Source organism: Minwuia sp. (genome assembly GCF_048007105.1).
Taxonomy (GTDB): domain Bacteria; phylum Pseudomonadota; class Alphaproteobacteria; order Minwuiales; family Minwuiaceae; genus Minwuia.
In genome coordinates, this window is record NZ_CP180352.1 from 2,265,932 (window position 1) to 2,279,503 (window position 13,572).

Sequence of the window (13,572 nt, forward strand, 5' to 3'; positions counted from 1 at the left end):
TGCGGGAGACCAGCCCGCCAAAAGGAAACGGGCGGCGGCCTTTCGGCCACCGCCCGCTGTCTCGTCCCGCGATGTGAGGCGGGTCAGGCCACCTTGCGCGCCAGGGCGCACTGCGACCAGAGGTCGTTCAGCGCCCGGACCAGGTGGTCGATGTCCTGGTCGGTGTGCAGCGGGCCGGGCGTGATACGCAGGCGCTCGGTGCCGCGGGGCACGGTCGGGTAATTGATCGGCTGGATGTAGACGCCGTAATTGTCCAGCAGCACGTCGGAGATCCACTTGCACTTCACCGGATCGCCGACCATCACCGGAATGATGTGGCTGGGATTGCTCAGGTGCGGGATGCCGATGGCGTCGAAGGCCGCGCGCACCTTGGCGACGCGTTCCTTCTGCTTGTTGCGCTCGGCGTCCGACTGCTTCAGGTGCTGGATCGCCGCGGTCGCGCCGGCGGCGACGGCCGGCGGCAGGGCGGTGGTGAAGATGAAGCCCGAGGAGTAGCTGCGGACGAAGTCGCAGAGCGACTGCGAGGCGGCAATGTAGCCGCCCATCACACCGAAGGCCTTGGCCAGCGTACCCTCGATCACCGTGACCCGCTCCATCACGCCGTCACGGTCGGCAATGCCGCCGCCCTTCGGGCCGTACATGCCCACCGCGTGGACTTCGTCGAGATAGGTCATGGCGCCGTACTTGTCGGCCAGGTCGCAGATCGCACCGATCGGCGCGATGTCGCCATCCATGGAATAGACGCTCTCGAAGACGATCATCTTCGGCCGGGCCGGATCGATCGCCTTCAGCTTGGCCTCCAGATCGGCCATGTCGTTGTGCTTCCACAGCACCTTGTCGGCGCGGCTGTGGCGGATGCCCTCGATCATCGAGGCGTGGTTCAGTTCGTCGGAGAGGATCACGCAGCCCGGCAGCATCGAGCCCAGCACCTGCAGCGAGGCCCAGTTCGAGACGTAGCCGGAGGTGAAGATCAGAGCGGCCGGCTTGTCGTGCAGGTCCGCCAGCTCCTTCTCCAGAAGGACGTGGTAGTGGTTGGTGCCCGAGATGTTCCTTGTGCCGCCGGCGCCGGCGCCGCACTTGTCGATGGCGTCGTGCATCGCCTTGCGCACGCGGTCGGACTGGCCCATGCCGAGATAGTCGTTGGAGCACCAGACGGTGACTTCCTGCGTGTCGTCGTCGACATATCTCGTGGCCTTCGGGAAATTGCCGGCGTGACGCTCGAGGTCCGCAAACACGCGGTAGCGCCCTTCATCGTGCAGCGCCGCGATCTGCGCCTCGAAAAAGCCTTCGTAATCCATCACGGTCTCCCTTCGAAACCATCGGACGGGACCGGCGAGAGACAGCCGCCCTTCCGTTCCCTGGTGCGATCCGCCGTCTGACGCGACCGCATCCCCCAAGTCCACAATGCCGCCACGGGCAGGGGCAGCACCAGGAACCAATGCTCCATAAGTGCTAACACAATCAATGTACAAATGACCGTGTGCGCTGTCACCGCATAGGTTCCCGAGGCGGCATCCGCGGCCGCCATGCCTGAAACCACCGCCGCAGCCGTGGCTGCCGTAACGGAAACCGGGAACAGCGCGTTCATCGGCTTGCGTGTGAAATATCGCCTCAGGTGATCCAGCCTGGGCGGCAGGAACTCCTCGGCGGTCTGCGGCACGCCCAGGAAGATGTTCAGCTTGGTCGAAAGCCGCATCGCCCAGAGAACGCCGAAGGTCCAGATTCCGGCCTGGTTCGCCGCGCCCCAGCTGACCGCCAGCATGGCGAGGCCCGAGGCCGCGAGGGCGAGTTCGTGATAGAGAATGGTCTCGGTCGCATGCCAGGCGTGACGCAACCCCCGGCAACCGTGGCCGCAGGCCGTCCGCCTTGGTCCGGTGACATAGCCGAGCAGGAAGGCGGTCTCGTTCCAGCCCCAGATTCCGATGGCGCAGGCGAAGCCGACATAGGCGCCGGTCATCGTCGCATCGCCTGACGTCACCGCCAGGCCATAGAAGCTTGCGCCCAGCACCGCCGTCGCCCCGGCCATCGTCCAGGGACGTGTCCAGTCGGGCAGGCCGTCCAGATAGAGGATCGCCCCGGTGGAGAACCACCAGACGAACAGGACGTAGATGAGCGGCAGCAGGTAATCCACGGCGGCGGCGCTTCCCTACCAGGCGGGCTGCAGCCGGACGGTGCCGGGCAGCGCGTTCTTCTTTGCGGGGCGCAGGTAGAGCCGGCCGAAAGTGGCCGCCGCGGCCAGCGACAGGGCGGCGCGCTTCATCAGGCCGATGGCCCCGCCGCGCTCCTTCGCCTTCTCGATGCCGTGGGCGATCTCGACCAGCCGGTCGAGCCCCCTGCGGAATGACGGATGCTCGAAATCCAGCTCCAGCGGGAAGGTCTGGCGGGAGATCTCGCTGGTGATGCGGAAGACCTGCATGTCGTATTCGGTGATGTCCACACCCAGCGCCTCGTGGAAGGCGGTCCGGGAATGGTCGCGCACATACATGGTCGCGAAGACGGCCAGCAGGAAGAACTTCACCCAGAGCTTGTTCCGCCCGCGCAGCAGGTGCGGATTCGACCGCATGATCAGTGCGAAGGCGTCGCCATGACGGAACTCGTCGTTACACCAGCGCTCGAACCAGCGGAAGATCGGGTGGAAGCGGTGCTCCGGATGCTTCTCCAGATGCCGGAAGATGGTGATGTATCGGGCGTAGCCGATCTTCTCCGACAGGTAGACAGAGTAGAAGATGAACTTCGGCTTGAAGTAGGTGTACTTCTTGGTCCTGGTCAGGAAGCTCAGATCGACGCCGATTCCGAAATCCTTCAGGGCATCGTTGATGAAGCCGGCGTGCCGGCTTTCGTCGCGGGCCATGTACTTGAACAGGTCGTGCATGTCCTTGTTCTTCACCCGCTTGCGGATCTCGGAATAGAGCACGCAACCGGAGAATTCGGCCGTCAGCGAGCTGACCAGGAAATCGATGAACTCCTTGCGCAGTTCCGGCGACAGCCGCTCCAGATCGGCGTCCCAGCTGTCGTCGCGCTTGAAGTGGCCCTTGTTGTTGTCCTCGACCATCTCCGCGATCATCGAGTCCCATTCGGCGCGGACCGGGGAGACGTCGATCTTCTCCAGCGCATCGATGTCGGTGGTGTAGAAGCGCGGGCTGAGGATCGTTTCCGTCTTCGCCATCGACGTGGTGTCGAACCCGAGTTCCTCGGGGTTTGCAGTGGCCATGCTCATAGTCGTCTCCTCGTCGAGAAGCTCACTTCGATAAGTTCGGCCATCTCGAAATGGCCCATGAAACGTGCCCAGGCCCGCATCAGCGGCCCGGCGCGGCGGATTTCGACCTCGCGGGTCTCGACCACGCGTCCGCCTTCGGTCACGGAGACCGGCCGGCCAAAGACGCGGACACTGTCGCCGGGGCGGATGCCGTCGTCGGCGATCAGCACGTCGGCGTGCATTTCTTCCCAGCTGTAGCCGACATCCACCGTACAGGTCCGGCGTTCGCTCTGGCTCCGGAACAGGCGCTGGATCATCGTGCCGGCTCCGTCTGGAGCAGCAGCGCGAAGCTCTGCACGTTGGTCTCGCCGAACGGGTTCAGATCGATGGTCCGGCTGGTTGCCGGATCGTGCAGCACCAGCCGCCCGTCGGCCCGCGCGCTGAGCAGGAAGGGCGGCTGGGCGCCGACGCCGTTCAGCCGCCGTTCGCGGGCAAGGCCGCGCATGACGCCGCGGACGAAGCCGTTGCTCTCCGGCGCGAAGCGGTGGATCTCCTCACCGGTCGCGGCCGAGATCGCGGCGACCGAGCCGTCGGCCCGGTCCTCGAAGCGCAGTTCCAGCGTCACCTCGGTTGCCGCTGCGGGCAGGCGTACGGTGCCGTAGTCGGTCTCACGTCCGGCCCAGGCCGTTGCGATCGCCAGCCCGAGGAGGGCAGCCGCCGCGAAGAGCATCCCTCTCGGGAACTGCTGATCGTGCATGTGGGCATGAGACATGTCGGTTCTCCTAGCGCGAGGCCGCCGCGAGACCGCCTGCCGACCGGGCAGGGCGGGTAGGCCGCGTGTCGGCCATGGCCGGCGCTGCGCTGGTGGCGCCACCCTGCAGCGCCGTCGACAGCAGCTCTGCGGCCTTTGCCGCGTCGGGCACCGTCCGCAGCATCGGCTCGGGCTTGCGGAACCGCCACGGCCGGGCATGCGGCCAAAGATGCAGATAGGCCAGCTTGTCATTGCCGGTGGTGGTCAGGACGATATCGCCGGTGCCGTCAGGGTATTCACGCAGCGCGGCGCCGCCGATCTTCGCGAACGGGTAGTTCACCGCCATCTGCAATGCCACGCCGAAACGCATCACGACCCGTCGGTTGGTGATGGTGTAGACGGTCGTCCGCGCGTTCAGCCAGGCCAGCAGGACCAGCAGTCCAAGTCCGGCCGCGGTCATCGGCAGCAACGTCGCAAGGCTGGCCGCCCCCGCGGCGACACCGCCGCCATCGGCCAGCGCCGAGGCGAGGCCCCAGGCGATCAGCAGGGCGAAGTAGATTGCGACAACCCGAACGTGGAAGGTTCGCCGGGCCATCGCCCGCCAGTCCGGCCGGCCCTGCCAGACGATATGCTCGCCTTCGGGCAGACGCCCGGGCAGGCCGGGAACCGGCTCGTCGTCATGCTCCCTCACAGCAGCGGCTCCTGCCGCGCCGGGGTCGCGTAGAGATGACCGCTGGCGAAGTAGGCGCTGATCCGGTCTTCTTCCAGGAAGGTGACCTGATCGGGATTCTGCGTGCCCGGTGCGCGCCCGAACTGTTCGGCGGTCACCGAGTCGACCTTCACCTGGCCGCTGCCGGCGCTGACGACCGCCAGCGGCATCGGAAGCAGGACGCTGCGGCCCTCGTCACCGGCAGTCGTGACCTCGAGATAGCGCACCAGGAACTCGGTGCGATCGATCCAGACGTCGGAGACCGTGCCGGCCTGAGCGCCGTCGCAGCCAATCACCGACATGCCCCGCGGATCCGGGCTTTCCTCGTCGATCGAGAAATCCGGCACCGCGCGCAGCGGCGTGATCTTCGGGTCGCCGTGCAGCGTGACATCGGGCACGTCGCGGCGCATCGAGTAGGCCGCCGGACCGACGCCGTCGGCCATAGGGTCGCCGGTCGGCACCAGCGGTGCGCCGGTATGGCCCGCCACCGGTTCGGCCATGATCTCGCGGTCGTCGGTTTCGTCATGCGGCGCGAAGGTGCTCGTGCCGTCGTGCAGCCTGAACTCCTTCGGCGCGGCCGTGGACTGGATCAGCCCTTCGGTAACCGATGACTGGCCGGCGACTTCCGAGACAAGCGGATAGCCCTCGCGCCGGTCTTCACGGCGCAGGTACACGACCAGCCCGATGAAAAAGATGAAAAACGCGTAGAGCACGATCTGTGCAACGTCGATGTGGTTCGTGATGGCGCCTACCATGGATACCTCCTGTGGCAGTTGATCAGCCCGGGAACTCGGCCAGACCGAACTCGGATTGTGGGCGCTGACGCGTGCGGCCGGCGACGCGTACAAGCGGCCCGACAGCGACCAGGGTTGCAAAGAGAAGAACGATTTCGAGCGTATAGACCACGCCGTAGCCGACCGCGGGGCCGGTCAGGGCGGGGCCCAGAATGCCGGCATCGGCCAGGCTGGCGACCATGTCGCGCAGGGCACCGCCGAGGGCGATGCCGCCGCCTGCAGCTGTCGCCTGTACCGCGCCCCAGGCGCCCAGCGCCATGCCGCTGCCGCCGTTGCGGGCGAGCGCCATGGCTGCGGTGAGCATGCCGACGGCAAACAGGCCACCGCCGAAGCCGATCAGCACCGTGCCGGCGCTGAAGACAAGCTGCGATCCGAGCGGCGCGGCGAAGATCACGGCGGAGAAGGCGACGATGCCCGCCAGTGCGCCCAGGGCGGCAAGACGGTGCGGATCGCCGCCGCGCGACAGGCTGCGGGCGGCCAGGGCGAATCCGATCAGCGTGCCGCCGGCGAGCAGGGCGGTCAGCACTGTGGTCGCGCTGACCGAAAGCGAAAGGATCTCACCGCCATAGGGTTCCAGCAGGATGTCCTGCATGCTGAAGGCCGCCGTACCCATGCCGACGACGATCAGCAGGCGGCGCACCTGTCGGCCCTCGGCGAAATCGGCCCAGGCTTCGCGGAAGGTCGGCCGCGGCCGGTCGTGACGGGTCTTCGAGGGATCGCGGGCTTCCTGCTTCCAGAGCGCGACGATGTTCACCAGCAGGGTGACCACGGCGGCGCCCTGGACCACCTGGATCAGCTTCATGTGGGTGTAGTCGGACAGCAGCGCGCCGAAGACCAGGGCGCTGCCGGCCATGCCGATCAGCAGCATCACATAGAGCAGGGCCACGACCCGCGGGCGGGATTCTTCCGGCGCCAGGTCGGTGGCCAGCGCGAGGCCCGCGGTCTGGACGGTGTGCAGGCCGGCGCCGACCAGCAGGAAGGCCAGCGCTGCGCCGAGATGGCCGGCCCAGACCGGGCCGCCGATGCCGTCGCCGGAGAGGACCAGAAGGGCAAAGGGCATGATGGCGAGGCCGCCGAACTGCATCAGCGTGCCCATCCAGATATAGGGAACGCGCCGCCAGCCCAGGAAGGAACGGTGATGGTCGGAGCGGAAGCCGATCAGGGCGCGGGCCGGCGCGAAGACCAGCGGCAGCGCCACCATTGCCGCGACCAGCCAGGCCGAGACGCCGTGCTCGACGATCATCACCCGGTTCAGTGTGCCGGTCAGCAGAACGACAGCCATGCCGACCGTGACCTGAAAGAGCGCCAGACGCAGGATACGCCCCAGCGGCAGTTCCGGCGTCGCCACATCGGCGAACGGCAGGAACCGCGGGCCAAGCGAGGCCCATCCGCGGACAATACCCTGGGTCAGGCGTCTCATCTGCGTATCAGTTCCTTCGCCTGTGAGGTGTAGAAACCGCTGGCAATGCGCTCGGTGCGGTCCGGCCGCCAGCCTTCCAGACCGGCCTTCTTCGCGACCGTCCGGTCAAGACGCACGGGCGAGACCGGTTCGATGGCGGGCGCGCGGTCGCTGCGCGGGAACAGCCGGCCGCCGTGTGCATCAGCGTCAGAGCGGGCGTGCGCGGTGCGAAGGTGAACAGGATCGCCGACGCGGTGCGCCGGGAGAGTCCGTCGAGCACACCGACGATATCGGCGGTGCGGTAGTGGATCAGCGAATCCATCGCCACGACGTAGTCGAAGTGACCGAGGGCCGGATCGAGCATGTCGCCGACGCGGAAATCGATCCGGCCGCCACCCGGGATCGCAGGCAGCCGCTCGGATGCCAGCGTCACGAGCGATGGCGACAGGTCGACCGCCGTGACATGGGCGCCGCGCTTCGCCGCCTCCAGCGCCAGCGCGCCGGTGCCGCAACCTGCGTCGAGGATGCGGGCGCCGGACAGGTCGTCGGGCAGCCAGCCGAGCAGCGTCGCCCGCATCCGGTCCCGCCCGGCGCGTACGGTCGCGCGGATGCGGCTGACCGGAGCGTCGGAGGTCAGCTTCGCCCAGGCCTCGACGGCAGTCCGGTCGAAGTAGGTCTCAAGTTCGCCACGGCGGATTTCGTAGGAGGCGGCCTGCATGTCAGTCGAATCCCAGCAGTTCGAAGATGTCCCGGTCCTTCATCGGCGACGCGTCGAGCGGATCGCCGGGCGTCAGAAGCGATTCCGCCAGCCGCAGGTATTCGTTCTGCGTGGCGATCACTTCCGGCGTCTCTTCCATCTCGAACAGGGTCGACTTCTTCAGGCGGCTGCGCCGGATGGCGTCGAGATCCTGGAAGTGCGCCATCGTCTTCAGGCCGACCGCGGCATTGAACTTGTCGATCTGGTCGGTGTCCTTGCTGCGGTTGGCGATCACGCCGCCCAGGCGGACATCGTAGTTCTTCGACTTCGCCTTGATGGCGGCGACGATGCGGTTCATCGCGTAGATGGAATCGAAGTCGTTGGCGGTAACGATCAGCGCCCGGTCGGCATGCTGCAGCGGCGCGGCGAACCCGCCGCAGACCACATCGCCCAGCACGTCGAAGATCACGACGTCGGTGTCCTCAAGCAGGTGATGCTCCTTCAGCAGCTTCACCGTCTGACCGACCACGTAGCCGCCGCAGCCGGTGCCCGCCGGCGGTCCGCCGGCCTCGACGCACATGACGCCATTGTAGCCCTCGTAGACGAAGTCCTCGACGCGCAGCTCCTCGGCGTGGAAATCGACGCTTTCCAGTACGTCGATCACCGTCGGCAGCAGTGCCTTGGTCAGCGTGAACGTGCTGTCGTGCTTCGGGTCGCAGCCGATCTGCAGCACCCGCTTGCCCAGCTTGGAGAAGGCCACGGAAAGGTTCGACGAGGTCGTCGACTTGCCGATCCCGCCCTTGCCGTAGACCGCGAAGACCTGCGCCGTGTCGATCTGCAGGTTCGGGTCCATCTTCACCTGGACGCTGCCTTCGCCGTCTTCACGGCCCGGCGCGCCGGCCGGTTTCATGTAGGTCATGGCGTGTCCTTCCGGAAAATCATGCGGCAACCCCTTCCAGCCGGTCCTCGAGTTCTTCGCCGGCCTTCTGCAGCGCCGCCAGGGTCGCCGCATCGGGTTGCCAGTAGTTGCGTTCGTGTGCCTCGATCAGGCGGTTCGCGACCTTCATCGACGCCTTGGGATTGAGCTCCGCCATGCGGCGGCGCATGTCTTCGTCCAGCAGGAAGGTCTGCGAAATCTGCTGGTAGACCCAGGGCGCGACCTGACCGGTCGTGGCCGACCAGCCCATGGTATTGGTGACGTGCGCCTCGATCTGGCGGACGCCCTCGTAGCCGTGGCTGAGCATCCCCTCGAACCATTTCGGGTTCAGCACGCGGGTGCGGGTTTCCAGCGCCACCTGTTCGGACAGCGTGCGGACCTTGCCTTCGCCGTGGGTGTGGTCGCTGACATAGACCGGCAGATCGTCGCCGCGCGCCCGCTTCACCGCGCGGCCGATACCGCCCAGCGTGTCGAAGTAGTGGTCGAGCGTGGTGATCCCGAGCTCGATCGAATCGAGGTTCTGGTAGGCCAGCTGCACGCCGCCCAGCACGCTCTGCAGCAGTTCCGGCTGCGCCTTGGGTTCGCCGTCGGCGCCATAGGCGAAGCACTTGCGGCGGCTGTAGGCCTCGGCCAGTTCGTCCTCGTCCTGCCAACTGCCGCTGTCGATCAACTGGTTGACGTTGGAGCCGTAGGCGCCTTCGGCGTTGGAGAAGACCCGAAGCGCGGCGGTCTGAAGCGGCACGCCCTCGGCCTCCATCAGCGCCAGCGCATGCTTGCGCACGTAATTCTGCTCGACCGGTTCGTCGGCCTCCGCGGCCAGAAGCGCCGCTTCTGCGAGCATGCGCGTCTGGATGGGGAGGAGATCGCGGAAGATGCCGGAGAGGGTCATCAACACGTCGATGCGGGGCCGGCCGAGCCGGTCGAGAGGAACAAGCCGGGCGCCGCAGAGCCGGCCATAGCCGTCGAAGCGAGGCTCGGCGCCGATCAGGGCGAGAGCCTGCGCGATGGGCACGCCCTCGGATTTCAGATTGTCCGTGCCCCAGAGCACAAGGGCGACGGATTCTGGGAAGGCGTGGCCTTCGTTGATGTGCCGCTCGACCACCAGATTCGCCTGGACGCGGCCCTCGGCGACGGCGAAGGCGCTGGGCAGGCGGAAGGGATCGAAACCGTGGATGTTGCGTCCCGTCGGCAGGACGTCCGGCGAGCGCACCAGATCGCCGCCGGGCGCGGGCCGGATGAAGCCGCCATCCAGCGCATGCATCAGGGCGGGGAGTTCATGATCTTCGGACAGCAGCGCTTCCTTGCGGGCGGCGATCTCCGGGTCGTCCTGGCCCTCGCCGGCGATGCGGATCAGGTCGCCGCGGGCCTCGGCCGACATCGGCTTGCCGACCACATGCAGCCCGTGCGGGATAAGCGACTGCTCCAGCTCCAGGACAGCGGCCCAGAGGTCCTCGGTCTTGCCGTTCGATTCGATGTCGAGCTCTGCGGCCTGTGCGGCGACGAGTTCGGCGAGACGACCGCGTTCCGGATCGTCGCCTGGCGGCAGCGCGCGGAGGCGCTCCAGCGAAGCCTTCAGGTCGATCAGCCCCTTGTAGAGCCCGGCCTCGGTCACCGGCGGCGTCAGGTAGCTGATCAGCGTCGCGGCCGCCCGGCGCTTGGCGATCGCGCCCTCGGACGGGTTGTTGCCGGCATAGAGGTAGAAATTCGGCAAGTCGCCGATCAGCCGGTCGGGCCAGCACTCGGCGCTCAGACCGGTCTGCTTGCCGGGCATGAATTCCAGGGCGCCATGGGTGCCGAAATGCAGTACGGCGTCGGCGCCGAAGCCCTTGCGCAGGTAGCGGTAGAAGGCCGAGAAGGCATGGGTCGGCGCAAAGCCCTTCTCGAAGAGCAGGCGCATCGGATCGCCCTCGTAGCCGAAGCCCGGCTGCACGGCGACCAGCACGTTGCCGAACTGCTGTCCCAGCACGTGGATCGAGCGTCCGTCGGAGAGCTGACGGCCCGGGGCCGGACCCCACTGGGCCTCGATCTCCTTCAGCCAGGTCTCCTCGCGCACATGGTCGTCGGCGGAGATCTGATGGCAGACATTGGCGTCGGTGCCATAGCGCTCGGCATTGCCGTTCAGCACCGCGTCACGCAGCGCGTCGACAGTATCCGGCACCTCGACCGTGTAACCGCGGGCGGCCATGGCTTTCAGCGCGTTGTGCAGCGATTCGAAGACCGACAGATGCGCAGCGGTTCCCGTGCTGCCCGCATTGGGCGGGAAGTTGAACAGCACCACGGCGACCTTGCGTTCGGCGATGCGGGAGCGCCGCAGCGTGACAAGCTTCGAAACACGAGCCGCCAGCGTGCCGATGCGTTCCTCCGCCGGGTGCATGTCGCGTGCGGTCTTGCCGGTGGCGGTCTCGGAACGGCCGCCGAAGATGATCGGTCCGGTCGCGCCGTCCAGTTCCGGGATGGCGACCATGATGGTCGATTCGACCGGCATCAGACCCCTGTCCGAGGCCTGCCACTCCTGCAGCGACTGGAAGCCGACAGAATGTGCGGCGATGTAGGGGACGTCGAGACCGGCAAGCGCATCCTCGGCGGCGCGGGCGTCGTTGTAGGCCGGGCCGCCGACCAGCGAAAACCCGGTCAGCGAAAGCAGCAGATCGATCCGCGGCGTGTCGCCGTCGCGGAAGAAGGATTCGATGGCGGGCCGCGCGTCCAGTCCGCTGGCAAAGGCCGGGATGACGTTCAGCCCGCGGGATTCCAGCGCCGCGATCACCGCGTCGTAGTGGGCGGTGTCGCCGGCCAGCACATGCGCGCGCATCACCAGCAGGCCCACGGTGCCGGCCTTGCCGGTCCGGGGCAGGGCGGCGGCGTCCTCGGCGATCCTCTGCTTCAGCCGCGGATGGTAGACGCCGGTCTCCGGATAGAGGGCCGGCGCCTTCGCACTGACCTTGCTCCGCAGGGGCCGGCGCGGACCGTCGGCGCAGTGGCCGACCAGGAAGCGGACCATGTTGACCAGGTTTTCGTCCGAACCGCTCAGCCAGTATTGCATCGTCAGGAAGTAGGCCCGGACGTCCTGGGCGGTGCCCGGGATGAAGCGCAGGATCTGAGGCAGGCGGCGCAGCATCGCCATCTGCTGCGCGCCGGCGCTCTGACCAGGCTTGGACTTGCCGCGCAGCTTCTTCAGCAGCGACATCGGACCGCTGGAACTGCCGTCCATGGTGAAACGGCCAAGGCGGGTCAGCTTGGCGACCTCGGCTGCGGAGATGCAGACGACCAGCGCATCGCAATCGTCGCGGCGTGCCTGCAGCGCCGGCAGGATCGCCTTGATGTGGTCGTCCATGAACAGCATGGTCGCGACAATGATGTCGGCGCTGGCGATGTCCGCGCGGCACCGTTCGAGCGCGCCCGCATCCTTGCCCCACTCGGAAGCCGCATGCAGCGAGATCTCGAAGCCCGGCATCTCCCGCTTCAGGTCAGGCCGCACGCGTTCGAGCGCGCTCGACAGGTGACCGTCCAGGGTCACGATGACGAAGCGCAGCGGCGTGCTGCTATTTCCCGAAATGGGCCTTGGCATCGTAGAGCGTCTCGATCGTGATGGTGGCTATGCCCCGTTCGCGGGCGTAGGCCTCGGTGTTGCGGCGCGCTTTCCCGCGCACAAAGAACGGCACTTTCTTCAACTCGGACTCGGCTTCACCGGCCCAGTTCAACTCGTCGCTGGCGGTGTTTTCGTCGGACGGCGCGGTATCGGCGACCCGCTGGCCGCCGCCCAGATGCGACGGTCGCGCCTCGTCGTTGAACTCGAAATCGTCGCGGAACATGCCCAGCAGATGTTCTTCCAGGCCCATGACCAGCGGATGCACGAAAGTGTCGAACAGGACGTTGGCGCCCTCGAAACCCATCACCGGGGAGTAGCGCGCGGGATAGTCCTGGACATGCACCGGCGCCGAGATCACGGCGCAGGGAATGCCGAGCCGCTTGGCGATGTGGCGTTCCATCTGCGTGCCGAGAACCATCTCCGGCTGCAGTTCCTGAACCCTGTCCTCGACTTCCAGATAGTCGTCGGTGATCAGGGCCTCGACGCCGTGACGTTCGGCGGCGGCGCGGACGTCGCGGGCGAATTCGCGTGAATAGGTGCCGAGGCCGACGACTTCGAAGCCCAGTTCCTCGCTGGCGACGCGGGCCGCGGCGATGGCGTGCGTGGCGTCGCCGAAGACGAAGACGCGCTTGCCGGTCAGATAGTTCGAATCGACCGAACGCGAATACCAGGGCAGGCGGGATTCGATCTCGTCACGGGCCTTCGCCGGATCGATACCTGCAAGCTCCGCGACCTCGGCGACAAACTCTCGGGTCGCGCCCACGCCGATCGGAACGACCGTCGTATACGGCTGGCGGAAGGCGCGCTTCAGCCAGCGCGCCGTCGTGTCGGCGGTTTCGGGATAGAGCACGACGTTGAAATCGGCTTCCGGAATGCGGGCGATGTCGGCGGGGGTCGCCCCCATCGGCGCGGTCACGTTGACGGCGATTCCCATCACGCCGAGCAGACGCGTGATCTCGGTCAGGTCGTCGCGGTGCCTGTAGCCAAGAGCCGTCGGGCCGAGAATGTTGCAGCTGACGGGACGGTTCGCCGGGCGTTCTGCTGCCGCTTCCGTCTGCGTGGCCGTCAGGATGCCGCGGACCAGATGGTAGAAGGTCTCGGCGGCGCCCCAGTTCTCCTTGCGCTGGTAGGAGGGCAGTTCGAGCGGCACGACCGGCACCGGCAGGTTCAGCGCCCGCGCGAGGCCGCCCGGATCGTCCTGGATCAGCTCGGCGGTGCAGGAGGCGCCGACCAGCATCGCGTCGGGACGGAAGCGCTCATAGGCCTCGCGCGCGGCGTTCTTGAACAGCTCCGCCGTATCCTTGCCCAGATCGCGCGCCTGGAAGGTGGTGTAGGTGACGGGCGGGCGGTGGTCGCGCCGTTCGATCATCGTGAACAGCAGGTCGGCATAGGTATCGCCCTGCGGCGCGTGCAGCACGTAGTGCACGCCCTTCATCGCCGTCGCGATGCGCATGGCGCCGACATGGGGCGGTCCTTCGTATGTCCAGACCGTGAGTTCCATCG

Annotated in this window: 11 protein-coding genes and 1 pseudogene; all 12 read right to left on the minus strand. The window is 67.1% G+C overall.

The features are described from left to right. Positions 1 to 83: 83 nt before the first annotated feature. The 12 genes and pseudogenes from hemA to bchB all read right to left on the minus strand — a co-directional run bounded on the left by hemA (position 84) and on the right by bchB (position 13,570). Entirely contained in the window at positions 84 to 1,298 is a 1,215-nt protein-coding gene (gene hemA, locus ACMVY4_RS11010; protein ID WP_416900193.1) for a 5-aminolevulinate synthase, read from the minus strand. Further along, the gene (puhE, locus tag ACMVY4_RS11015; RefSeq protein ID WP_416900194.1) at positions 1,298 to 2,131 is read right to left on the minus strand and encodes a putative photosynthetic complex assembly protein PuhE; all 834 of its coding nucleotides are present in this window, start codon (positions 2,129 to 2,131) and stop codon (positions 1,298 to 1,300) included. Before puhE ends, hemA begins: the two co-directional genes overlap by 1 nt. 15 nt (positions 2,132 to 2,146) lie before the next feature. Beyond that, complete coding sequence (acsF, locus tag ACMVY4_RS11020; RefSeq protein WP_416900195.1) at positions 2,147 to 3,217, minus strand: magnesium-protoporphyrin IX monomethyl ester (oxidative) cyclase; 1,071 nt, start codon at positions 3,215 to 3,217, stop codon at positions 2,147 to 2,149. Further along, positions 3,214 to 3,513, minus strand: a complete 300-nt coding sequence (locus ACMVY4_RS11025; protein WP_416900196.1) for a hypothetical protein — start codon at positions 3,511 to 3,513, stop codon at positions 3,214 to 3,216. Before ACMVY4_RS11025 ends, acsF begins: the two co-directional genes overlap by 4 nt. Next, entirely contained in the window at positions 3,510 to 3,968 is a 459-nt protein-coding gene (gene puhC / locus ACMVY4_RS11030) for a photosynthetic complex assembly protein PuhC (protein ID WP_416900197.1), read from the minus strand. Before puhC ends, ACMVY4_RS11025 begins: the two co-directional genes overlap by 4 nt. A gap of 10 nt (positions 3,969 to 3,978) precedes the next feature. After that, entirely contained in the window at positions 3,979 to 4,638 is a 660-nt protein-coding gene (gene puhB / locus ACMVY4_RS11035; protein WP_416900198.1) for a photosynthetic complex putative assembly protein PuhB, read from the minus strand. Beyond that, complete coding sequence (gene puhA, locus ACMVY4_RS11040) at positions 4,635 to 5,411, minus strand: photosynthetic reaction center subunit H (protein WP_416900199.1); 777 nt, start codon at positions 5,409 to 5,411, stop codon at positions 4,635 to 4,637. The genes puhB and puhA overlap by 4 nt, the downstream gene beginning before the upstream one ends. Before the next feature lie 22 nt (positions 5,412 to 5,433). Next, a complete protein-coding gene (locus tag ACMVY4_RS11045; RefSeq protein ID WP_416900200.1) occupies positions 5,434 to 6,870 on the minus strand; it encodes a BCD family MFS transporter in 1,437 nt (478 codons plus the stop codon). Then, positions 6,867 to 7,567, minus strand: a pseudogene (gene bchM / locus ACMVY4_RS11050) (magnesium protoporphyrin IX methyltransferase). Before bchM ends, ACMVY4_RS11045 begins: the two are co-directional and overlap by 4 nt. A 1-nt stretch (position 7,568) precedes the next feature. After that, positions 7,569 to 8,465 (minus strand): ferredoxin:protochlorophyllide reductase (ATP-dependent) iron-sulfur ATP-binding protein, encoded by an 897-nt coding sequence (gene bchL, locus ACMVY4_RS11055; RefSeq protein ID WP_416900201.1) that lies wholly within the window; start codon positions 8,463 to 8,465, stop codon positions 7,569 to 7,571. Between the two features lie 19 nt (positions 8,466 to 8,484). After that, positions 8,485 to 12,048: a magnesium chelatase subunit H gene (locus tag ACMVY4_RS11060; RefSeq protein ID WP_416900202.1), complete on the minus strand. Its 3,564-nt coding sequence runs from the start codon at positions 12,046 to 12,048 to the stop codon at positions 8,485 to 8,487. Then, the gene (bchB, locus tag ACMVY4_RS11065; RefSeq protein ID WP_416900203.1) at positions 12,023 to 13,570 is read right to left on the minus strand and encodes a ferredoxin:protochlorophyllide reductase (ATP-dependent) subunit B; all 1,548 of its coding nucleotides are present in this window, start codon (positions 13,568 to 13,570) and stop codon (positions 12,023 to 12,025) included. Before bchB ends, ACMVY4_RS11060 begins: the two co-directional genes overlap by 26 nt. Positions 13,571 to 13,572: the final 2 nt, after the last annotated feature.

What these genes read in the sequence shown, in the direction of transcription:
- hemA (WP_416900193.1), bottom strand. Translation starts at nt 1,298, where the DNA reads ATGGATTACGAAGGCTTTTTCGAGGCGCAGATCGCGGCGCTGCACGAT.
- ACMVY4_RS11045 (WP_416900200.1), bottom strand. Translation starts at nt 6,870, where the DNA reads ATGAGACGCCTGACCCAGGGTATTGTCCGCGGATGGGCCTCGCTTGGC.
- puhA (WP_416900199.1), bottom strand. Translation starts at nt 5,411, where the DNA reads ATGGTAGGCGCCATCACGAACCACATCGACGTTGCACAGATCGTGCTC.
- acsF (WP_416900195.1), bottom strand. Translation starts at nt 3,217, where the DNA reads ATGAGCATGGCCACTGCAAACCCCGAGGAACTCGGGTTCGACACCACG.
- ACMVY4_RS11025 (WP_416900196.1), bottom strand. Translation starts at nt 3,513, where the DNA reads ATGATCCAGCGCCTGTTCCGGAGCCAGAGCGAACGCCGGACCTGTACG.
- bchL (WP_416900201.1), bottom strand. Translation starts at nt 8,465, where the DNA reads ATGACCTACATGAAACCGGCCGGCGCGCCGGGCCGTGAAGACGGCGAA.
- puhC (WP_416900197.1), bottom strand. Translation starts at nt 3,968, where the DNA reads ATGTCTCATGCCCACATGCACGATCAGCAGTTCCCGAGAGGGATGCTC.
- bchB (WP_416900203.1), bottom strand. Translation starts at nt 13,570, where the DNA reads ATGGAACTCACGGTCTGGACATACGAAGGACCGCCCCATGTCGGCGCC.
- ACMVY4_RS11060 (WP_416900202.1), bottom strand. Translation starts at nt 12,048, where the DNA reads ATGCCAAGGCCCATTTCGGGAAATAGCAGCACGCCGCTGCGCTTCGTC.